Source organism: Prauserella muralis (assembly GCF_003202285.1).
GTDB classification, from domain to species: domain Bacteria; phylum Actinomycetota; class Actinomycetes; order Mycobacteriales; family Pseudonocardiaceae; genus Prauserella_B; species Prauserella_B muralis.
The window spans coordinates 1073018-1093375 of the sequence record NZ_MASW01000001.1 but is presented as its reverse complement, the minus strand read 5'-3'; the positions used below and the strand labels follow the sequence as shown (position 1 = coordinate 1093375).

General features: G+C 72.0%; 19 protein-coding genes. 6 read left to right on the top strand and 13 right to left on the bottom strand.

Annotation, left to right across the window (positions count from 1 at the left end):
* Positions 1–27: 27 nt before the first annotated feature.
* The 4 genes from BAY60_RS06175 to BAY60_RS06160 all read right to left on the bottom strand — a co-directional run bounded on the left by BAY60_RS06175 (position 28) and on the right by BAY60_RS06160 (position 4991).
* A complete protein-coding gene (locus BAY60_RS06175) occupies positions 28–693 on the bottom strand; it encodes a response regulator (RefSeq protein ID WP_112279811.1) in 666 nt (221 codons plus the stop codon).
* Positions 694–1806 (bottom strand): sensor histidine kinase, encoded by a 1113-nt coding sequence (locus tag BAY60_RS06170; RefSeq protein ID WP_112279810.1) that lies wholly within the window; start codon positions 1804–1806, stop codon positions 694–696.
* 9 nt (positions 1807–1815) lie between these two features.
* Positions 1816–2709 carry a hypothetical protein gene (locus BAY60_RS06165; RefSeq protein ID WP_146770974.1) on the bottom strand — a complete coding sequence of 298 codons (894 nt, stop codon included), beginning with the start codon at positions 2707–2709 and terminating at the stop codon, positions 1816–1818.
* A gap of 161 nt (positions 2710–2870) precedes the next feature.
* The gene (locus BAY60_RS06160) at positions 2871–4991 is read right to left on the bottom strand and encodes a molybdopterin oxidoreductase family protein (RefSeq protein WP_112279808.1); all 2121 of its coding nucleotides are present in this window, start codon (positions 4989–4991) and stop codon (positions 2871–2873) included.
* Positions 4992–5065: 74 nt separating this feature from the next.
* Between BAY60_RS06160 and BAY60_RS06155 the strand changes: the two genes are divergently transcribed.
* The 3 genes from BAY60_RS06155 to BAY60_RS06145 are packed head-to-tail and all read left to right on the top strand — an operon-like array spanning position 5066 to position 6854.
* Positions 5066–5602 carry an RNA polymerase sigma factor gene (locus BAY60_RS06155; RefSeq protein ID WP_112279807.1) on the top strand — a complete coding sequence of 179 codons (537 nt, stop codon included), beginning with the start codon at positions 5066–5068 and terminating at the stop codon, positions 5600–5602.
* Complete coding sequence (locus tag BAY60_RS06150; protein ID WP_112279806.1) at positions 5595–6476, top strand: VOC family protein; 882 nt, start codon at positions 5595–5597, stop codon at positions 6474–6476. The genes BAY60_RS06155 and BAY60_RS06150 overlap by 8 nt, the downstream gene beginning before the upstream one ends.
* Positions 6477–6854, top strand: coding sequence for an ester cyclase (locus BAY60_RS06145; RefSeq protein ID WP_112279805.1), 378 nt, complete (start codon positions 6477–6479; stop codon positions 6852–6854).
* Here BAY60_RS06145 and BAY60_RS06140 read toward each other — a convergent pair.
* Positions 6836–8617: a gamma-glutamyltransferase family protein gene (locus BAY60_RS06140; RefSeq protein ID WP_112279804.1), complete on the bottom strand. Its 1782-nt coding sequence runs from the start codon at positions 8615–8617 to the stop codon at positions 6836–6838. The genes BAY60_RS06145 and BAY60_RS06140 overlap by 19 nt on opposite strands.
* A 33-nt stretch (positions 8618–8650) precedes the next feature.
* Positions 8651–9973: a UDP-glucose dehydrogenase family protein gene (locus BAY60_RS06135; RefSeq protein ID WP_112279803.1), complete on the bottom strand. Its 1323-nt coding sequence runs from the start codon at positions 9971–9973 to the stop codon at positions 8651–8653.
* A 143-nt stretch (positions 9974–10116) separates the two neighbouring features.
* On the opposite strand from BAY60_RS06135, the gene BAY60_RS06130 reads away from it, so the two are divergent.
* Positions 10117–10875, top strand: coding sequence for an SDR family NAD(P)-dependent oxidoreductase (locus BAY60_RS06130; protein WP_112279802.1), 759 nt, complete (start codon positions 10117–10119; stop codon positions 10873–10875).
* Positions 10876–10909: 34 nt separating this feature from the next.
* On the opposite strand, the gene BAY60_RS06125 is transcribed toward BAY60_RS06130, so the two are convergent.
* Positions 10910–12547 (bottom strand): TM0106 family RecB-like putative nuclease, encoded by a 1638-nt coding sequence (locus BAY60_RS06125; protein ID WP_112279801.1) that lies wholly within the window; start codon positions 12545–12547, stop codon positions 10910–10912.
* Between the two features lie 106 nt (positions 12548–12653).
* Between BAY60_RS06125 and BAY60_RS06120 the strand changes: the two genes are divergently transcribed.
* Positions 12654–13145: a DUF6474 family protein gene (locus BAY60_RS06120; RefSeq protein WP_112279800.1), complete on the top strand. Its 492-nt coding sequence runs from the start codon at positions 12654–12656 to the stop codon at positions 13143–13145.
* Between the two features lie 61 nt (positions 13146–13206).
* Here the strand turns inward: BAY60_RS06120 and BAY60_RS06115 are convergent, their stop codons facing one another.
* The 6 genes from BAY60_RS06115 to BAY60_RS06090 form a co-directional block, all read right to left on the bottom strand.
* Positions 13207–14139 carry a TauD/TfdA dioxygenase family protein gene (locus BAY60_RS06115; protein ID WP_112279799.1) on the bottom strand — a complete coding sequence of 311 codons (933 nt, stop codon included), beginning with the start codon at positions 14137–14139 and terminating at the stop codon, positions 13207–13209.
* Positions 14140–14282: 143 nt separating this feature from the next.
* A complete protein-coding gene (locus tag BAY60_RS06110; protein WP_112279798.1) occupies positions 14283–15245 on the bottom strand; it encodes a glycine betaine ABC transporter substrate-binding protein in 963 nt (320 codons plus the stop codon).
* Positions 15242–15958: an ABC transporter permease gene (locus BAY60_RS06105; protein WP_112280751.1), complete on the bottom strand. Its 717-nt coding sequence runs from the start codon at positions 15956–15958 to the stop codon at positions 15242–15244. The genes BAY60_RS06110 and BAY60_RS06105 overlap by 4 nt, the downstream gene beginning before the upstream one ends.
* Positions 15959–16017: 59 nt before the next feature.
* Positions 16018–17184 carry an ABC transporter ATP-binding protein gene (locus BAY60_RS06100; RefSeq protein ID WP_112279797.1) on the bottom strand — a complete coding sequence of 389 codons (1167 nt, stop codon included), beginning with the start codon at positions 17182–17184 and terminating at the stop codon, positions 16018–16020.
* Complete coding sequence (locus BAY60_RS06095; protein WP_112279796.1) at positions 17177–17824, bottom strand: ABC transporter permease; 648 nt, start codon at positions 17822–17824, stop codon at positions 17177–17179. The genes BAY60_RS06100 and BAY60_RS06095 overlap by 8 nt, the downstream gene beginning before the upstream one ends.
* Complete coding sequence (locus BAY60_RS06090) at positions 17821–19563, bottom strand: BCCT family transporter (protein WP_112279795.1); 1743 nt, start codon at positions 19561–19563, stop codon at positions 17821–17823. Before BAY60_RS06090 ends, BAY60_RS06095 begins: the two co-directional genes overlap by 4 nt.
* A 247-nt stretch (positions 19564–19810) precedes the next feature.
* On the opposite strand from BAY60_RS06090, the gene BAY60_RS06085 reads away from it, so the two are divergent.
* Positions 19811–20335: a hypothetical protein gene (locus tag BAY60_RS06085; protein ID WP_245992346.1), complete on the top strand. Its 525-nt coding sequence runs from the start codon at positions 19811–19813 to the stop codon at positions 20333–20335.
* Positions 20336–20358: the final 23 nt, after the last annotated feature.

Sequence of the window (20358 nt, the reverse complement as noted above, 5' to 3'; positions counted from 1 at the left end):
GCCCGCTCGCGGCGCTCGGCGCGCTGATCACCGGCCGGGTTTGACCAGCCCCGACTCGTAGGCGAGCACCACCAGCTGAGCGCGGTCGCGCGCGGCGAGCTTGGTCATGATCCGGCTGACGTGCGTGCGCGCCGTCGCGGTGGAGATCACCAGTTCGCCCGCGATCTCGTCATTGGAAAGGCCGCCCGCCACCAGGGCGAGGACCTCCCGCTCCCGGTCGGTGATCTCCCGGATGGCCGTGGGATCGATGCGCCGGTTCTCGGGCCGGTCGACGAACTCGGCGATCAGCCTGCGCGTGACGGTCGGCGCCAGCAGGGCCTCGCCGTCGGCCACCACCCGCAGCGCGCGCAGCAGCTCCACCGGGTCGGTGTCCTTGAGCAGGAAGCCGCTCGCCCCGCCCCGCAGCGCCTCGTAGACGTAGGAGTCGACGTCGAACGTGGTGAGCACCAGCACCTTCACCCCGGCCAGCTCCTCGTCGGCCGCGATCCGGCGGGTGGCCTCCAGCCCGTCCATGCCGGGCATGCGCACATCCATCACCACGACGTCCGGCCGGTGCTCGCGGGCCAGCGCCACCGCCTCACTGCCGTCGGCGGCCTCGCCGCACACCTCGAAGCCGTCCTCGGTGTCCAGCAGGACCCGAAAGCCCGCGCGCACGAGCGCCTGGTCGTCGGCGAGGACCACCCGGATCGTCATCTACTCCCCCTCGATCGGAAAGACGGCCTTGACCTCGAAGCCTGCCTCACCGGGCCCCGGCCCCGCCTCGACCCGGCCGCCGAGCGCCTCGGCGCGTTCCCGCATGCCGCGCAGCCCGTTGCCTGTCTTCGGTGTGGTGGCGTCGGCCCCGTCGTCGCGCACGGTGAGCTCCAGGTGGCCGTTGTCGCGGCCGAACCGGACGTCCACGGTCCTGGCCTGGTTGGCGTGCCGCACGACGTTGGTCAGCGACTCCTGCAGGATCCGGTAGGCGGCCGCGTCCACCGGCGCGGGCAGCTCACCCGCCGTCCCGCGTACCCGCACGGTGAGGCCCGCGTCCCTGGCGTGGCCGAGCAGTTCGTCCATCTGCCGCAGGCTGGGCGCGGGCGCGTGCAGGTCCCCGGAGCGCAGCACGGCCAGCGTGGCCCGCAGGTCCGTCAGCGCCGTCGCGCTGGCCTCCTTGATGTTGCGCAGTGCCTCCTTGGCCTGCTCGGGCCTGCGGTCGGCGACGTGTGCGGCGACCCCGGCCTGCACGTTGATCATGGCGAGGCTGTGTGCCACGACGTCGTGCACCTCCCTGGCGATGCGCAACCGCTCCTGCTCGGCGAGCCGCTGCCGGTGCTCCTCCTCGTGCTCCCTGGCCGCGGCGACCGCGGCCTTGCGGTTGCGCATCGCCGTGCCGATGCCGACGACGGCGGCGATGCCCGCGACCAGACCGGCGGAGGCGACGCCCGGCACCCAGCCCCGCCCGGACGCGACGAAGGCGATGTAGCCCGCCACGACGAGCGCACCGCCGGCGCTGCCGGCGATCAGCGGACCCCGGACGAGGGCCACCGTGTACAGGGCCAGCGCGGGCAGCAGGATCGCAGGCCCTCCCGGATAGCCGGACCAGTAGTACGTCAGCGCGCAGGCGATGGACACCACGAAAGCCGAGAGCGGGAAGCGGCTGCGCACGGCAAGCGGAAGCGCCGCGCCGACCAGCCACCCGTAGCCGAACACCCCCAGCGGCTCGGCTGCCGGCTGCTGCGACGCGGCGACCGTGGTGGTGGCGAGCACGAACGCGCCGAGAACCAGCGCGCCGAGCGCGTCACCCAGGTACTTCCTTGCCACGAGCATGCGACGAAGTTACTCCGGCACGGTCACGCGGCGCGTCGGCTGAAAAGCGCGTTCCCGCGTTACGCCCCGTGCGGTACCGGCCAGCGCCACCGCGAGCAGGACACCGGCCACGACCTGCGCGTAGTTCAGCAGCAGCTCGGCCGTGCCGCCTTCGCCGGTGGCCAGCGCCGAGGCCGCACCCCAGAAGCCCCACGAGAACAGCGCACCCGACCCGGCCCACGCCAGTACGAGCGGTGTCCGGAACCGGGTGCCTGGGCGGGTGAGCAGCACCGCTCCCGCCACCGCGGCGAGCCCCAGCACGCCGTAGACACCGTCGATGAACCGCACAGCCAGCGTGGCGTCGTCCCTGACCGGGGCGAACACCCACAGCCCGTGCACGGCAGCGGCGAACAGGGCCAGTGCGGCTCCGGTGCCCGCGAGCACACCGGCGCGCCCGGCGGCGGTGACGTGCCCGGTGAACTGCCGCTCCCAGCGCGCCCTGGCGTACAGCACGAACACGGTGAGCAGGGTGATGCCCTGCCACGCGAACCCCCCGTACACGAGCGGCCGGACCCACGGCTCCAGGCCGCCGCCGTCGTGGGCGGTGGTCAGGAAGTCGACGCCGATGGCCGGGCTCGCCAGCGCGATCGGCGCCAGGAACCCGGTGCCGACCCACATGGGGAAGAGCACGAGCCAGCCGGGCAGCCGCTCGCCCCAACGGTGGGTGAAGGCCAGCGCCACCGCGATGGCGACGAACTCCATGCCCGCGGTGAACGCGTTGGCCGCGACCATGACCGGTGAGTCGACGAGGCCGGGGTCGGCGAGCCCGAGCGAACCACCGGTCAGCCAGCTGATCTTGAGGGAAAGGTACGGGAGTGTGCCGAGGACGGCGGCGTAACCGGCCACGAGACGTGCGTTTCTCATACCCCTCAGCCTCGCGGTCCGGGCGCAGCCGCGGTTCCCGCAGGCGAGCGGACCGCCTCCCCCTCGGGAGGGAGCGGGCCGGTTGGCGACGGTCCGGCAGCGAGCCCACGGGCACCGTGGGTACCCGATGCGTGCCGAAGGTGACCTTGGGCGCGGGAACGTCAGGCTTGCGGTTCCCCAGCGGCCGTGAGGGTCACCGGCACTCCGGACACCGCCGCCGTGCCGGTCAGCGCGTCCACGCGCCGCTCGTCGGTGACGTCGTTCGCGCTGACGCCGGCGTGCCGGGTGGCCACCCGCAGCTGGACGCCGTCACGGTGGTGTCCCCAGCCGTGCGGCAGGCTGACGACGCCAGGCATCACCGCGTCGGTGACCTCCACCGGCACCTCGATCTCGCCCGTCGCCGAGGCCAGCCGGGCCGCGGCACCGTCGGTGAGGCCGCGCTCGCGGGCGTCGTCGGGGTGCACCAGCAGCGTGCAGCGCGGCTTGCCCTTCACCAGCCGCGTGCTGTTGTGCATCCACGAGTTGTTGCTGCGCAGCTGCCGCCTGCCGATCAGCACCAGCCCGTCCCGGGGCGGGGAGTCGAGCAGGCGGCGCAGGCGCGGCACGTCGTCGAGGTGGACGCGCGGGGCGAGGTTGACCTTCCGGCCGCGCGTGGCCAGGCGCCCCGGAAGGCGGGGTTCGAGCGGGCCGAGGTCCACACCTTCCGGGCGCCGCTTCAGCGCCCGCAGCGACAGGCCCCTGTGGAGCTTGCGAAGACCGTGCGGACCGGTGCGCAGGCCCAGCTCCAGCAGCACCTCGGGGCCGAACCCGCCGAGCAGGCGCGTGGCCGGGCCACCGCCGAGCACCCGGCTCGCCAGCTCCAGCACGATCTCCCAGTCGTGCCGCTGGTCGGCGCCGCGGCGAAACACCGGCGGCGAGTACCTCGCGGTGTTGCGTACCGCGTAGTGCGCCAGCGCGAGCTCGTAGTGCGACCGTTCCAGGTGGACGGTGGGCGGCAGGATCACGTCGGCGTGCCTGGTGGTCTCGTTGAGATACGGATCGATCGACACCATGAAGTCGAGGCCGTCCAGCGCACGCTCCAGCCGGGGCCCGTTGGGGGTGGACAGCACCGGGTTGCCCGCCGCGGTGATGAGCCCCCTGATCCGTGCCTCGCCGGGAGTGTCGATCTCCTCGGCCAGCGCGGCGACCGGCAGCTCGCCGCCGAACTCGGGCAGCCCACGCACGCGGCTGCGGTAGCGGCCGAAGCTGCCGCGCTGCCCGGCCAGCACCGTCATCGGGATCGTGTCGACGGCCGGGGTGGTGAACATCGCGCCTCCCGGCTCGTCCAGGTGACCGGTGAGCGCGTTGACCACCACCAGCAGCCACGCGGCGAGCCCGCCGAACTCCTGCGTGCACACCCCGACCCGGCCGTAGACGACGGCGCGGGGCGTGCCGGCCAGCTCCCTCGCCAGCTCGCGGATCCGGCCCGCGTCGACGCCGGTGACCGTGGCCGCGCGCTCCGGGGTGAAGTCCCGGCACACCTGACGCAGGATGTCCACGCCGATCAGGCGCGGCGTGAGCCTGCCCGTGCACACCAGGTCCTCGGCGAAGAGCACGTTGACCAGCGACAGCAACAGCACGGCGTCAGTGCCGGGCCGGATGAACAGGTGCTCGTCGGCCAGCCGCGCCGTCTCGGTGCGGCGCGGGTCGAACACCACGACCCTGCCGACCCTGCCGAGCCGGGCCCGCACGCCCGGAGCCGTCATGATGCTGCCGTTGGACACCGCCGGGTTGCCGCCGAGGCACACGAACAGGTCAGTGCGGTCCAGGTCGGGCACGGGCATGAGCAGCTGGTGGCCGAACATCTCGTAGGCCGCCAGCATGTGCGGCAATTGGTCGATCGACGTCGCCGAGTACAGATTGCGCGTGCCCAGCGCCCGGAAGAACGACTGGCCGTAGGTGATCAGCCCGAGGTTGTGCGCCGTCGGGTTGCCCTGGTAGACGGCCAGCGCGTCCTTGCCGTGGCGGTCGCGGACCTCGCGCAGGCCCGCCGCCACCAGTTCGAAGGCGGCCGACCAGCTCGTCTCGAACCACTCCTCGCCCACCCGCACCAGCGGGCGGCGCAGCCGGTCGGGGTCGTGGTGCACGTCGGCGAGCGCGGTCGCCTTCGGGCACAGGTAGCCCTTCGAGAGGGGATCGGCCTCGTCACCCCGGATGTCGACCACCCGATCGCCCTCCACGGTCACCGTGATGCCGCAGGTCGCCTCACAGAGCGTGCAGCTGTGGTGATGCTTCGTGGGCATGGCGCCCACCGTATCGGGGGGAAAACTTCGCGGGAAGGCGTCGGAGAAGGGGGCCGCCGGACGACGATGGGGATGTGACGGAACCACGGACGCGGCCGGATCCGGCGTTCGCGCTGCTCAGCCTCTACGAGCAGGCGTTGCCGGAGGTCTACGGCTACCTGTTGTCCCGTTGCGGAGATCGCACACTGGCCGAGGAACTGACCTCGGAGACGTTTCTCGGCGCTGTCGGTGCCTGCCGGAAGCCGGGTGCACCGCCGGTGAGCACGGCCTGGCTGGTCGGGATCGCCCGGCACAAGCTGGTCGACCACTGGCGCCGGCGAGAACGCGAGGAGCGGGGGCTGCGCCTGGTGCACGAGAGCGAGTCCGGCGAGCTCGACCCGTGGGACACCGAACTGGACGCCCTGCTCGCCAGGCAGGTGCTCGCCGGGCTCGGCGCGCAACACCGCGCGGCCCTGACGCTGCGCTACCTCGACGGGCTGCCCGTGCCCGAGGTGGCCGCCTGCCTCGGGCGGACGGTGCACGCCACGGAGGCACTGCTGGTGCGGGCGCGGGCCGCGTTCCGCCGCCACTACGAGGAGCACTACCGGGAGAAGGAGGGTGGCGATGACTGACGCGTTCGATGCCCTCCGCATGCCCTACGAACCCACCGACCCGGACCCGGCGTTCGCGGCGGAACTGCGCGACGCGCTGCGGGCCGCGGTCCTGACCCCAGGAGCCGACATGACCACCACCGAGGCGCCCGCGCGCGCCGAGACCCGTTCGCTGGCCCCGTACCTCGCGGTGTCCGACGCCCGCAGAGCGTTGGACTTCTACGTCGCGGTGTTCGGCGCCGAACGCAGGGGCGAGCCGATCGTGCTGGACGACGGCCGCGTCGGGCACGCCGAGCTGGCCATCGGCGACTCGGTGCTGATGCTGGCCGAGGAGTTTCCCGAGATCGACCATGTGCCGGCGGAGCGGGGCGGCCCGAGCGTGCGGGTGGAGGTGCCCGACGTGGACGCCGCAGTGGCGCTCGCGGTGGAGCTGGGCGCCGAGCAGCAGGGCCCGGTCGAGGAGAGCGGGCACGGGCGCACCGGCCGCATCCGCGACCCGTTCGGCCAGCGGTGGCTGCTCGCCCAGGCGCCGAGGCGCTCGTCGGCGGGCAGGCCGCGGCCCCGGCACGGCGAGGCCGCCTACTTCACGGTGACGGCGCCCGACGACGAGGCGGCGAAGGCGTTCTACGGTGCCGTGCTGGGCTGGCAGTTCGCCGAGGGCACGGTGCCGAGGGCGTGGCGCATCGAGGGCAGCGGCCTGCCCGACGCGGGCCTGTGGGGCGGGCAGCCCTACCCGGGCTGGAAGCTGATGTACGCGGTCGACGACCTCGACGCGGCCGTCGCCAGGGTCACCGCCCACGGCGGCGAGGTGCGCGAGCGCAGGCGGGAGCCCTACGGCCACACCGCCGACTGCGTGGACGACCAGGGCATCGAGTTCTGGCTGTGGGAGGCCTGAGTGACGGCGCGTGAGCTGTACGACCGCTGGCTGCACGAGCTGTGGAACGGCGAGCTCGACCGGCTGGAACGGCTGGCCGAGGGCGTGGTGGCCGGGGACTTCGTCGGCAACTGGCCCGGCAGGCCCGCACTGGTGCGCGGGCCCGGCCAGCTGGCCGCCGTCATCCGGCAGGGCCGGGAGCTATTCGACGAACTGCGGTTCGAGGTGGCCCTCGGCCCGGTCGGCGACGGTGACCTGATCGCCGCGCGCTGGGCCGCCCACGGCCGCCACGACGGCACGCCGGTGACCTTCCACGGCCACGACCTGCTGCGGCACGCCGACGGCCGGTTCACCGAGTACTGGGTGATCGCCGAGGACCCCTACCGGCCGACGGCGTAGCCCTGCATGCCCCTGGCGTTGGCGGCGGCGCGCAGGATGCCGGTGGCCGGGTCCCGCGACACGGCCGACAGCCTGCCGAGCGTCCACGGGCCGCCGTCCACCACGGCGTGCCCGCGCTCGCGCAGCTCCGCGATGGCGGCCTGCCCGATCCGCGACTCCACCACCAGCTCGCGCGGCGTCCACGCGCGCGGGTAGAAGGAACTCGGGAACGCCGTGGTGTGCCAGGCGGGCGCGTCGATCGACTCCTGCAGGTTCAGGCCGCCGTGCGTGTGCGCGAGCCAGAAGCACAGCTGCCACTGGTCCTGCTGGTCGCCGCCGGGCGTGCCGAACGCGATCACCGGCTCCCCGTCGCGCAGTGCCATCGACGGCGACAGGGTGATGCGGGGCCGCTTGCGTGGCGCCAGCGAGTTCGGCAGGCCCTCCTCCAGCCAGAACATCTGCGCGCGGGAGTCCAGGCAGAAGCCCAGCTCGGGGATGGTCGGCGACGACTGCAGCCAGCCTCCGGAGGGCGTCGCCGACACCATGTTGCCGTCGGCGTCCACGACGTCGATGTGCACGGTGTCGCCGCGGGTCTGGCCCTCGGGGCCCACGGTCGGTTCGCCCAGCGCGCCGGTGCCCGCCTGCCTGCCGCGGGTCTCGGCGAGGATCTTCGGCAGCCGCGGGTCCGGGCCTCCCGGCCGCAGTTCGTCGCCGGCCTGCTCGCCGACGAGGGCGCGGCGCTGCTCGGCGTACTCGCGCGACAGCAGCCACTCCAGGGCGATGCCGGTGTCGGCGCTGTCGCCGTAGTAGGCCTCGCGGTCGGCGAAGGCGAGCTTGGCGCACTCGGTGGCCAGGTGCACGGTGCGTGCCGTCGGCACACCGTCGACATAGGACAGCTCGTCGCGGAAGCCCTCCAGCAACCGCAGCTGCTGCGCCAGCACGGGCCCCTGCGTCCAGCCACCGCACTTGACGAGGCTCCACTCGCCGAAGTCGGTGAGCAGCGCGTCCTCGTAGGAGGCCTCCCAGCTCGCCAGGTCGTCGGCGGTGAGCAGGCCCGCGTGGTCGCGGCCGGAGTCGTCGCGGAAGGCGGTGCGGCTGAAGGCGTCCACCGCCTCGGCGACGAAGCCGTGCGACCACGCCCGCCTGGCCGCGTCGATCTGCGCCTCCCTGCCGGTGACGTGCTCGGCCTCGCCGAGCAGCCGCTGCCAGGTGCGGGCGAGCGTCCGGTTGCGGTGCAGCGAACCGGGCACGGGTGCCTCGCCGTCGGGCAGCCACAGCTCCGCCGACGTGGGCCAGTGGCGGGCGAACAGCTCGGCGACGGTGTCGATCGTCTCCGTGATGCGGCAGACCACCGGGATGCCGTTCCAGGCGTAGGAGATCGCATACGACAGCACGTCGCGCAGGCTCTTGGTGCCGTGGTCGCGCAACAGCAGCAACCAGGCGTCCCACGCTCCGGGCACGGTGGCGGCGAGCAGCCCGCTGCCGGGGATCAGGTCGAGCCCGAGGTCGGCGAAGTGCGCGGGCGTCGCCGCGGCGGGCGAGACTCCCTGGCCGCACAGCACCCGCGGCGTGCGGTCGGTGGCGGTCACGAAGAGGGCGGGCACCTGCCCACCGGGTCCGTTGAGGTGTGGCTCGGCGACCTGCAGCACGAACCCGGCGGCGACCGCCGCGTCGAAGGCGTTGCCGCCGTCCTCGAGCACGGCCATGCCTGCGGCCGAGGCCAGCCAGTGGGTCGACGCCACCATCCCGTGCGTGCCGGCGAGCTCCGGTCGAGTCGTGAACACGACCAGAACCCTACGGGTGAACGCTTTGTTCGCTCAACTAACTGAAGTGGCGCTCACCGCGCGCCGGGGCCTGCCGATGCCCTGCCAGCTCAGTCCCGCGTCGAGCACGACGCCGGGTTCCAGCAGGTTGCGGGTGTCCACGACGGCGTCGCCCCGCATCAGCGCGGCGAGATAGTGCCAGTCGAGGCGGCGGAACTCCGGCCACTCGGTGAGCACGACCACAACGTCGGCGCCCTTCGCCACGCGGTAGGCGTTGTCGGCCACGGTCATGCCGGGCAGGTCCCCCGCCACCGCGGGGTCGTATGCGGTGATCTCGGCACCGTGCGCGCACAGCACCGACGCCACGGACAGGGCGGGCGAGTCACGCAGGTCGTCGGTGCCCGCCTTGAACGCCAGCCCGAGCAGCCCGATCCGCGCCCCGGCGAGGTCGCCGCCCGCGGCGCCCGCGATGCGGGCGATGATCCGGTCGCGCTGGGCGATGTTCTCGTCCACCGCCGCGGCGAGCAGCCCGAAGTCGTAGCGCACCGACTCGGCGATGCGCAGCAGTGCGCTGGTGTCCTTGGGCAGGCACGACCCGCCCCAGCCGGGTCCTGGCTTGAGGAACGACCGGCCGATGCGCCGGTCGTGACCCATCCCCTCGGTGACCGCGTCGATGTCGGCGCCGAGCCGCTCGCACAGTTCGGCGATGGCGTTGACGTAGGAGAGCTTCATCGCGAGGAAGCAGTTGGCGGCGTACTTGACCAGTTCGGCGCTGGCCGCGTCGGTGACCACGGACGGCGCGCCGAGTGCCCGGTAGAGGTCCGCGACCCGCTCGGCGGCGCCCGGTGTGTCGGAACCCACGACGATCCGCTCCGGGCCGAGGAAGTCCTCCACCGCGGTGCCCTCCCGCAGGAACTCCGGGTTGGACACCACGGGCACGTCGTCCCGGCCGAGGAGTTCGCCGATGCGGCGGGCGGTGCCCACCGGCACGGTCGACTTGGTGACCAGCGCGCACCCGGACGGCAGCGCGTCGCCGATCTCGGCGACCACCACCTCCACGGCCCGCAGGTCCGCGGCGCCGCCCGCGCCCATGGGCGTCGGCACGCAGAGAAAAACCGCCGCGGCGTCGCGCACGGCGTCGCGCGCGCCACCCACGAACGCCAGGTTTCCCTTCGTCAGACCGCGGCCGACCAGCTCGGCCAGACCGGGTTCCATGATGTCGACACGGCCCGCGGCCAGGCGGGCGACCTTCGCGGCGTCCACGTCGACGCAGGTGACGTGATGTCCGAGGCTGGCGAGGCAGGCGCCGGTGGTGAGTCCCACGTAGCCGGTTCCGACGACGACAATCCGAGCTGCGACGGTTCGAGCTGCGCTCATGTACCGACGGTCACAGTCGCAGTTGACCTGCGAGCGAACGCGGAGGGAACCAGCAGACGGCTATTCGTCAACGATTCACGAGCCCACCCGGCGCGAACGAGCGTTAACCTGTGAGGGGTTTCGGCACGTGAGAAAGGACGACCATGCAGATTTCCGACACAGCGGCCATCGTCACCGGTGGCGCCTCCGGGCTGGGCGGCGCGACGGCGCAGGCGCTCGCGGCCAAGGGCGCCCGGGTGTTCGCGCTCGACCTCGCCTCCTCCATCGAGAAGGCGCCGAAGGTCGACGGCGTGACCTATGTCGAGGCCGACGTGACGGACCCGGAGCAGGTGCGCCGCGCTGTCGGCGAGGCGGCGAGCGCGGGTGTACCGCTGCGCATCGTCGTGAACTGCGCGGGCATCGGCCCCTCGGCGCGCATCCTGTCCAAGCGCGGGCCCCACGACCTCGACCTGTTCCGCAAGGTGGTGGAGGTCAACCTCATCGGCAGCTTCAACGTGATGACCGTCGCCGCCGAGGCCATGGCCAAGGTCGAGCCCCTCGCCGACGACCAGCGCGGCGTCATGATCAACACGGCGTCCGTCGCCGCGTTCGACGGCCAGATCGGCCAGGTCGCCTACTCGGCGTCGAAAGGCGGGATCGTCGGCCTCACCCTGCCCGCCGCCCGTGACCTCGCCTCCCACGGCATCCGCGTGATGACGATCGCACCCGGCATCATCGACACCCCGATGCTGGCGACGGTCAGCGACGACTTCCGCGCCGGTCTCGCCGCCGGGGTGCCCTTCCCGAAGCGCCTCGGCCGCCCCGACGAGTACGCCCAGCTGGCCGTCGACATCGTCGAGCACGACTACCTCAACGGCGACGTGATCCGGCTCGACGGTTCCCTGCGCATGGCCCCCCGGTAGCGGTCACCCCGAGCGGGCCCGGACCAGGCATGCGTTACAGGTCGCCCATGAACGGCACCGTGTGCATGGCGGGCCCGCTCATCCACTCGCGCAGCGCCCTGGTGGCCAGCACGTCGTCCTCGTTGTAGCGCAGCAGCCGCTCACGCTGCGCCGGGTCGGGAGCGCCGCCGTCCATGCCCACCGCCTCGCGGTACCAGCGCATCGACGCCTCACCGCCCGCCTCCGGGTCCCGCCACGTGAACCCGGCCACCGGCGCGACCACCTTGAGCCCCTTGCCGTGCGAGCACAGGAACTGCTCCGACACGCTGCGGAAGAGGTCCACCCACTCCTCGGAGTCGGCGAAGGCCTGCACCTCCTCGCGGGAGGGCACGCCGTCCATGCCGCCGAAGCGCTCCACCGAACCGAACAGCCAGCGGTTCTCGGCCAGCGCGTTGTAGCAGTAGGCGCGAAACGTCAGGCCCGCCGCCTCGGTGCGCGCCCGCACGTCCGAAAGCCACGCCCAGAACTCGGCGAAGGAGCGCGCCTCGTCGGGGGTGGGCAGCGGCTCCCACGTCGCGAACGCCCGGTAGCCGCGCTGGAGGCCGATGTCGGCGCCGCTGAGCAGGCAGCCCCACAGGTAGGCCCCCGAGTCGCCGAAACTCTCCATGTCGATGTCGACCTCGACATCGGCACGGGGCACGCTCACCTCGGCCACCCTGCGGACCACGGTGAGGTCGGCCAGCCACGCCCTCGCCAGCGCCACGGCGTCGGCGAACGTGGTGCCGGTCCACTGGATCGGCGACTCGTCGGCGGCATCGAGGGCCGCGAGCTTGTCGACGGTGGAGACGCCGATCCTGCGCAGCTCCATCGCGTCCTCGCCGCGCACCACCAGGCTGACGTCGCGCGTGCGGGTCAGCTCCGCCTCGCACACCGGCCACCAGGGACAGCGCCTGCACTCCAGGATGCGCGACGGTTCGGCCAGCGCGGGCCCCCCGCCCGCGGCGGCGCCCGCCACGGCGAGCCGGTCGGCGAAGCGCTCGTCGTACTCCTCGAGCGTGCTGCGCCCTCCCTGCCAGGTCCCCGCCGCGAGGTCGTGCCACAGCACGACGTCGACGTCGAGGCCGATGACCCCGCCGATCGGAGTGCCCGGCCTCGCCATGCCCGCCGCCTGCAGCAGCCGCCACAGGTGCGCCAGCCGCAACTGGTCGCGCGGGTGCGAGCGGACCTTGCGCTCCGGGTCGGCGGCGGCGCGCCGAGGGTCGAGCACCGTCAGCGGTGTCGTGCGCGCGCCCTCGCCGGGATCGGTGATGCGGTGCCGCACCACGAGCACCGGCACGTAGCCCCCGCCCGCGCGGACGAGGAGTTCGGCGCCCCCGCGCCGCCCGTGCTCCCGGTCGGTCGGCAGCACGGCGCCGGAGACGAACGCCACGCCCTCCTCCAGCGCCGTCGTGGTGAGCCCCTCCCGGTCGGCGAAGGGCAGCTCGGGAGGGATCACGGCCCACGAGCCGCCGATCTCGGCCCTCAGCCGCCGCGCGACCTCCGCACGATGCGCGGCCGCGTCGGCGATGCGCTGCTCGGCGGCCGGATCCGGCGGCGCGTGCGGCGCGTCGCGCATCGCCGGATCGTGGTCGAGGTGCACACGCCTGCGGCAGCGGGTCACCACAGCCGCGTCCAACAGCACCTCGTTCGCCATGCGTTCACTGTATGAGAAGGCACCGACACCGAGCCGACGTGCCCGCCGCGCGAGCGAGGCGTAAGTTCAACGCCGATCAGTCGAAACGCGGAGGTGAACAACGGCGATGGGGCGCAAAGCGGACAGGGCGGCCACGGCGGAGACGGCCGAACACGAGCCGGGACTGACGCCGAAGAAGGCCCGCAACGCCGTCCGCGTGGCCAAGATCATCGTCCCGGCGGCGGTGCCCGTGCTCGCCCCTCTCGCGGTGCGCGCGGCGGGCGTGGCGCGGGACGCCTACGACCGCTACCAGGCGCGCAGGATGGGCGTGAACGTCGAGCAGCTGTCCGAGTTCACCGGCCGCGGCGGGGCGCTGCTGGCACGCATCGCGGGCGCCTCCGACGGGCTCGCCGAGCTGCGCCGCTCACCGAAGGCAGGCGACGACGACCTCGGCTTCGCCGAGCGTTCCCAGGGCACCCTCGAACAGCTCACCGCCTCGGTGCGGGCGGCCGAGCGGATGCCGTCGTCGCGGCGCAAGGCCGCGCACAAGGCGGTGTCGGCCGAACTCGACCGCATCGAGACCGACCTGCTGCACCGCCTCGGCGTCGACAACGCGTGAGGTCCCAAGGCCGCCGGTGCGGGGGCCTCCGCGCGCCGGAGGCCCCCGTCACGCCGGCGGATCAGTACGGCCGGTCGCCCGCGATGGCCACGCGCTCGGCCACCCGCGGATGCGGCGCGTAGTCGTTCACCGCGTAGTGCTGCGTGGCCCGGTTGTCCCAGAACGCCACCGCATTGGGGGTCCAGCGGAAGCGCACCTGGTACTCGGGCACGTGGGCCTGCGTGAACAGGTAGTGCAGCAGCCGGTCGCTCTCGGCGCGGTCCATGCCGACGATGTGCGTGGTGAACGCCTGGTTCACGAACAGCGTCTTGCGGCCCGTCTCCGGGTGCGTGCGCACCACGGGGTGCTCCACCGGCGGGAACTGCTCCTGCCACCGGGCCAGCAGCTCCGGGTCGGAGAACCGGTCGAAGCCGGGGATGTAGTCGTGCACCGCGCGCAGCCCCTCGATGCGGGCCTTCACGTCGCCGGGCAGGTTGTCGTAGGCGGCGGCCATGTCCGCCCACATCGTGTCGCCGCCCACCGGCGGCACCTCTACCAGCCGCAGTACCGAGCCCAGTGCCGGGTTCGGCCGGAAGGTGACGTCGACGTGCCAGATGTTCTCGAACGCCGGCATCGAGCCGTCCCGGGCGAACCGGGTGACCTCGTCGCTGTCACCGGTCGGGATGAACGGGTTGGTCTCCAGCTCACCCCAGTGGCGCGCGAAGGCACGCTGCTGGGCGGGGGTGATGTCCTGGTCGCGGAAGAACAGCACCTTCCACTCCAGCAGCGCGCGGTTGAGCTCGGCACGCAGCTCCGGGGTCAGCGGCTCGCCGAGGTGCACGCCCTCGATCTCGGCACCGATCACGCGGCCGAGCGGTCGCACCGTGAACAGCTCGTACGGCCGGGCCTCGACGCCCTCCGGCAGCCGCCGCAGCAGCCTCGGTCCCTCCAGGATGCCGTCGGCGGGCGTCCGTGCCTTGCGCAGGGTGAAACGATCGGACAATTCCAGGGTCATCGGATTTCCTTGCTGTCGTGCGGGAAAAGGGTGCTACAGACCCTTCCTCGGCGGGGAGCCGAGGCGGCCGCGCCGCAGCAGCAGGGCAACGACACCGGAGTGATCCCAGACAGCAGGCATGTCCCTCATCATCGCAGCGATCGCTAGTTGATGAAACCCTTGTCCATCATCCAGTCCCTCGCCACCTTCGCCGGGTCCCGGCCGTCCACGTCGACCTGCCGGTTCAGCTCGATGATCTCCTTGTTGTTCAGCGCCTCCGACACCGGCGCCATGACGTCGGCGATCTGCGGGTGCGCGTCGAGGAACTCCTTGCGCACCGTCACCGAGGCGTTGTACTGCGGGAAGAACTGCTTGTCGTCCTCCAGCACCCGCAGGTTCAGCCCGGCGATCCGGCCGTCGGTGGTGAAGACCTCGCCGAAGTTGCAGGTGCCGCCCGCGACCGCGCTGTAGATCGCGCCGGTGCCGAACCGCTTCATGGTCGTCACCGGGAAGCCGTACGTCTTGCGCACGCCCGGCATGCCGTCCGGCCTGCTGGCGAACTCGGTCTCGACGCAGAACACCGCCTCGTTCGGGTTCTGCTTGAGAAACCGCGTCATGTCGGAGTTGGTCTTCAGGTTGTGTTTTTTGGCGTAGGCCTCGGTGGTCGCGAACGCGTAGGTGTTGTTGACCTCCGAGTACGGCAGCCACACCACACCGTTGCGCTCCAGGTCGGCCTTGCGCACCGCCTCGTACTGGGCCTTCTCCTCCGGGATCGGCTTGTCGTAGCCGAGGTAGGACAGCCAGCCGGTGCCCGTGTACTCCCATTGGACGTCGATCTGGCCGTCCAGCAGCGCGTAGCGCGAGCTGTTGGAGCCGTTGATGTTGGTCAGGTCGATGGCGTTGGCGCCCGCGGCCTCCAGTGCCAGCTCGGCGATGTAGCCGAGGATGATCTGCTCGGTGAAGTCCTTGGAGCCGACGGTGACGTCGACGCCCTCCAGCTCAGGCACTCGCTCGATGGAGCCCGGCTGCACCTCGAACGGCAGCGCGGCGTTGACGTTCAGCCCGCAGGCGGCGGTGGAGACCAGCAGCAGTGCGGCGCCCGCGACGGCCCGCAGGGTGCGTTTCATGAGAGTCCCTTCGGTCCGAGGTACTCCTCGAGTACGGCGCCGATCCAGTCCACGAGCAGCGCGAGGCCCACGGCCAGCACCGCTCCGACCACCAGCACCGGCACCCGGTTGAGCTTGTAGCCGGTGTCGATCAGCTCGCCGAGCCCGCCGCCGTTGACGAAGAAGGCGAGCGTCGCCGTGCCGACGGCCAGCACCAGCGAGGTGCGCAGGCCGGCGAGGATGAGCGGGATGGCCAGCGGCAGTTCGATCCGCAGCAGCACGCCCGACGACGACATGCCGATGCCCCTGCCCGCGTCGACCAGCGCCGGGTCGACCGACTCGATGCCGGTGATGGTGTTCCGCAGCACCGGCAGCAGCGAGTAGAACGCGATGGGCAGCGCCGCCGCCCACAGCCCCTCCCACTCCGTCCACAGGAAGAACAGCACCAGCACGCCGAGCACCGGCGCGGCCTGGCCGATGTTGGCGATGCCGATGAACGCGGGCGCGGCAGGCCTGGCCCACGTCCGGGTCAGCAGCATTCCGAGCGGCACGGCGATGCCGACGACCATGGCCGCCACGACCGCCGTGATCACCAGGTGCTCCCAGGTCTTGGTCAGCAGCACGCCCGCCTGGATGGACTGCGCCTCGATCTCGTCGTTGTCCCTGCTGAACGCCCACGCGAGCACGAGCCCCACGATGACGACGACCGCGGCGGGCTGCGCGAACAGCCGCATCCGGTCGGCGCGGCGGGAACCCGACTCCGTCGAGAAGCCGGTGACGTCCGTCGTCGTGGTCACGATGCCGCGCTCCCGGTCTCGTGCTCCTCGCGGATCTGCTGGATCGTGTCGGTGACCGTCCGGATGTCGATGGTGCCGACGTACTCGCCCCGCGTGCCGGTCACCACGGCGTTGCCGCCCTCGGCGAGGATCGCCTCCAGCGCGTCCTGCAGCGTCGACTGGGTGCTCACCAGGTCGCCGACCGGCCTGCCCACGGCGGCCAGCGACGCGGCCGTGGAGAGGTCGCGCACGTGCACCCAGCGCTGCGGGCGCCTGCGCCCGTCCAGCACGAGGGCGTACGTCTTGCCCGCCTCGGTCATCCGGCTGCGCAGCTGCGCGGGCGAGGTGTCCTCGCTCACCGCCGTGAGCGCGTCGTCGTTGTAGTTCACGTCGCGCACCCGCAGCAGGGTGAGCTGCTTGAGCGAGGCGCCCGCACCGACGAACCCGGCCACGGTGTCGTTGGCCGGGTTGGCCAGGATCGCCTCCGGCGTGTCGTACTGCATGATCGTCGACGCCTCGCCGAGCACGGCGATCTTGTCCCCGAGCTTGACGGCCTCGTCGAAGTCGTGGGTGACGAACACGATCGTCTTGCGCAGGTCGGTCTGCAGGCGCAGCAGCTCGTCCTGGAGGTTGCCGCGCGTGATCGGGTCGACCGCGCCGAACGGCTCGTCCATCAGGAGAACGGGCGGGTCCGCGGCCAGCGCCCTCGCCACGCCGACGCGCTGCTGCTGGCCGCCGGAGAGCTGGCGCGGGTACCGCGTGCGGAACTGCGCGGGGTCGAGTCCGACGAGGTCCATCATCTCGTCGACCCGCTGCTCGATCCGCTTGCGGTCCCAGCCGAGCAGTCCCGGCACCACGGCGATGTTCTGGGCCACCGTGAAGTGCGGGAACAGCCCGGCCTGCTGGATCGCGTAGCCGATCTTGCGGCGCAGCTCGTCGGCGTTGAGCCGCAGCGCGTCCTCACCGCCGATGGTGATCGTGCCCGACGTCGGCTCGATGAGGCGGTTGATCATGCGCATGGTGGTGGTCTTGCCGCAGCCGGACGGCCCCACCAGAATCACGATCTTGCCGGCCGGGATCGTCATCGTGACGTCTTTGACCGCGGGCTCCCTGCTGCCCGAGTAGCGCTTGGTGACGTGGTCCAGCTGGATCTCGACGCCACTCACGTTGTCGTTGTCAGCCACGGATACCCCTCGAGACGGTGAGACGAGCGATCAGGAAGTAGACCCCTTCGAGCAGCAACGCGAGCACCACGACGCCGAGCGTTCCGGCGAGGGCCTGGTTGGTGGCGTTGGCGCTGCCCGCCCGGGTGAGTCCAGAGAAGACCTCGCCGCCGAGACCGGGTCCCTTCGCGTAGGCGGCGATCACCGCGATACCCATGAGCATCTGCGTGGCCACCCGCATCCCGGCGAGGATGGCGGGCCAGGCCAGCCGGAGCTCCACCCTGGTCAGCACGCCGAGCCGGTTCATGCCGATGCCCTTCGCCGCGTCGGTGACGGCGGGATCGACGCCCGCGAGCCCGACGATCGTGTTGCGCGTGATCGGCAGCAGCGCGTACAGCACCAGCGCGATCACCGTCGGCGTCGCGCCGAGCCCGAAGACCGGGATCAGCAGGCCCAGCAGCGCGAACGAAGGGATGGTGAGGATCGTGCTGGCCAGGGCGGTCGCCACGGCCGAGCCGATCGGGCTCCGGTACACGGCGACGCCGATCAGCACGCCGGCGATCGCCGCGATGACAGTGGACTGCACCACCTCACTGACGTGCAGCAGGGCCTGCAGCGACAACCGGTCCCACCGGTCGGCGATGTACGCGAAGAGGTTCACGACCGACGGCCCCGCAGGCCACGCCGCTTCACTCGCGCGGCGGCATCCGTGCGTTCCTCGTGGATCTGTTCCAGCGAGCGCATCATCTCGTCCTCCCTGATCATCAGCGGATCATGGCGCAGGTCCCGCCACAGCGAGACGCACAGCGCCACCATCACGATCACGAACGGCACTGCCACGAGAATCGTCAGGTTCTGCAGGCCGGTCAGCGCGTCGTCTCCACCCACCATGAGCATCACGGCGGCCACGGCACCCATGACGACGCCCCAGAAGATGACGACGTTGCGGCGCGGCTCCACCGAGCCCCGCTGCGACAGCGTGCCCATCACCACCGACGCGGCATCGGCGCCGGAGACGAAGAAGATCGAGACGAGCAGCATCACGATGACCGCGATGGGCACGAACCACGGCAGCGTCTGCAACAGCTCGAACGTGGCGGCCTCGGGCCCGCCCGCGTCCGCGATGTTGGTCCCGTTGCGCTGCCGGTCGATCGCGGCACCGCCGAAGATCGCGAACCAGATCAGGCTCACCACGCTGGGCACGGCGATGACGCCGAGGATGAACTGGCGGATCGTGCGGCCGCGCGAGATCCGCGCGATGAACATGCCGACGAACGGCGTCCAGGAGATCCACCAGGCCCAGTAGAAGACGGTCCAGCCGCTCAGCCAGGTCTGCATCTGCTCGCCGCCCGTGACCCCGGCGCGCCCGGACATCTCGGCCAGTTCGCGGAAGTAGTCGCCGATCGCGTTCGGCACGAGGTTGAGGATCAGCACGGTCGGGCCGACCACCAGCACGAACACGGCGAGGATCGCGGCCAGCACCATGTTGATGTTGGACAGCCACTGGATGCCCTTGGCCACACCGGACACCGCGGAGGCGATGAACCCGACGGTGAGGATCGCGATGATCACGACGAGGAGCCCGGTGCCCGGGTTGTCGATCCAGCCGACCGAGCCCATGCCGCCGCCGACCTGCAGCGCGCCGAGGCCCAGCGACGCCGCCGAGCCGAACAGCGTGGCGAAGATCGCCATCACGTCGATGGCCTTGCCCAGTGGGCCCTCGCTGCGCCGCTTGCCGATCAGCGGCTCGAACACCGAGCTGATCAGCTGGCTGCGGCCCTTGCGGAAGGCGCTGTAGGCGATCGCGAGCCCGACCACGGCGTAGATCGCCCACGGGTGCAGCGTCCAGTGGAACAGGGTCGTGGCCATCGCCGTGTGCACGGCCTCGGCCGAGTTCGGCGCCGCGGTCCCCGGCGGCGGGCTGGCCAGGTGCGCCACGGGCTCGTAAACCCCGAAGAACATCAAACCGATGCCCATGCCTGCGCTGAACATCATGGCGATCCACGACGCGGTGCGAAACTCCGGCTTCTCCTTGTCGTGGCCGAGCCTGATGCGGCCGTAGCGGCTGATCGCCAGGCACAGCGCGAAAACGACGAACCCGCTGGCGGTGAGCACGAACGCCCAGCCGCCGTACGGGATGACCGCCTTGTTCAGCAGCGTGTCGGCCACCGTCGCGAGACTCGTCGGCGAGGCGACGCCCCAGGACACGATGGCGAGCGCGATGACCGCGGCGACGCCGAACACGGTGCGATCGGTCTCGGCGGGCCGGTCGGCCGCGATGGCGGGTGGCTCCTCTCTGTCCGGCACCACCTCGCCGGCGCCCGTCGTCTCGGGAGGGTTCGCCCGTTCGGGCTCCACGGCCCGGGCCGTCACCTGGTCTTCCTCGGACTCCGCAGACATACGCACGCGCCTGTCGGCGCGGCCTCCTTTCGTCAGCCGTAACCCGTTCGGGTCAGCACCCTAGGTCCTCCCCGACTCCGGAAGAGGGCATGGGAGGGAAGTTTCACCCTCAATCGTGCACATACCGTTACTGATTGCCCGGAAAACGGCAACCACGGCTGTCCGGGATGGTGGGAAATTCCGCATTCGGCCGGCGTCCCCACCCTCGGCCGTACCGGCCCCAGCCCGCCTCCCATACCCTTGCCGGGTGAGCAGGAGGCCCTCCGACCGCGGTGCGCTGCGCCAGGCCAGAGGCGTCCTGCTGTCCCTGGCCTCCGCCGCACTGGCGGTGAGCGCGCACGCGCTGGCCGACGGTGAGCTGCCACACCTGTCGACCACCGTGGTCCTCACCGCGTTGATCGGCTGGGTGTCGACGGCCGCGGCCGACAAGACGAGGGGGCTGCCCGGCATCCTGCTCGTCCTCGGCGGTGCCCAGCTGGTGACCCACCTCGTGCTGGCGGAGCTCTCCGGCCACGCGGCGGGCGGGCCTGCGATGACCGCCAGCCACGTCGCGGCGACCGCGTGCACGGCCCTGTTGCTCGCGCACGCCGAATCGATGCTGCTCACGGCCGTGTCGGCGCTGCGCCTGCTGCTCCCGGTCGCCTGGACTCCCGCGCCGGTCGGCGCACCGGCGGTGCGGCGGGCCGTGGTCCGGCCCGCCGGTGGCGAGCCGGTGGTCGACGTGCTGCTCCGACGCGTGCACCGCAGGCGTGGCCCGCCCGCGCTCTCCTGAACTCTCCCGCATTCCATTCACGA

Coding starts and splice junctions, on each gene's coding strand:
- BAY60_RS06130 (WP_112279802.1), top strand. CDS start 10,117: ATGCAGATTTCCGACACAGCGGCCATCGTCACCGGTGGCGCCTCCGGG.
- BAY60_RS06115 (WP_112279799.1), bottom strand. CDS start 14,139: ATGACCCTGGAATTGTCCGATCGTTTCACCCTGCGCAAGGCACGGACG.
- BAY60_RS06150 (WP_112279806.1), top strand. CDS start 5,595: ATGACTGACGCGTTCGATGCCCTCCGCATGCCCTACGAACCCACCGAC.
- BAY60_RS06110 (WP_112279798.1), bottom strand. CDS start 15,245: ATGAAACGCACCCTGCGGGCCGTCGCGGGCGCCGCACTGCTGCTGGTC.
- BAY60_RS06160 (WP_112279808.1), bottom strand. CDS start 4,991: ATGCCCACGAAGCATCACCACAGCTGCACGCTCTGTGAGGCGACCTGC.
- BAY60_RS06125 (WP_112279801.1), bottom strand. CDS start 12,547: ATGGCGAACGAGGTGCTGTTGGACGCGGCTGTGGTGACCCGCTGCCGC.
- BAY60_RS06135 (WP_112279803.1), bottom strand. CDS start 9,973: ATGAGCGCAGCTCGAACCGTCGCAGCTCGGATTGTCGTCGTCGGAACC.
- BAY60_RS06090 (WP_112279795.1), bottom strand. CDS start 19,563: ATGTCTGCGGAGTCCGAGGAAGACCAGGTGACGGCCCGGGCCGTGGAG.
- BAY60_RS06170 (WP_112279810.1), bottom strand. CDS start 1,806: ATGCTCGTGGCAAGGAAGTACCTGGGTGACGCGCTCGGCGCGCTGGTT.
- BAY60_RS06105 (WP_112280751.1), bottom strand. CDS start 15,958: ATGCGGCTGTTCGCGCAGCCCGCCGCGGTCGTCGTCATCGTGGGGCTC.
- BAY60_RS06120 (WP_112279800.1), top strand. CDS start 12,654: ATGGGGCGCAAAGCGGACAGGGCGGCCACGGCGGAGACGGCCGAACAC.
- BAY60_RS06165 (WP_146770974.1), bottom strand. CDS start 2,709: ATGAGAAACGCACGTCTCGTGGCCGGTTACGCCGCCGTCCTCGGCACA.
- BAY60_RS06175 (WP_112279811.1), bottom strand. CDS start 693: ATGACGATCCGGGTGGTCCTCGCCGACGACCAGGCGCTCGTGCGCGCG.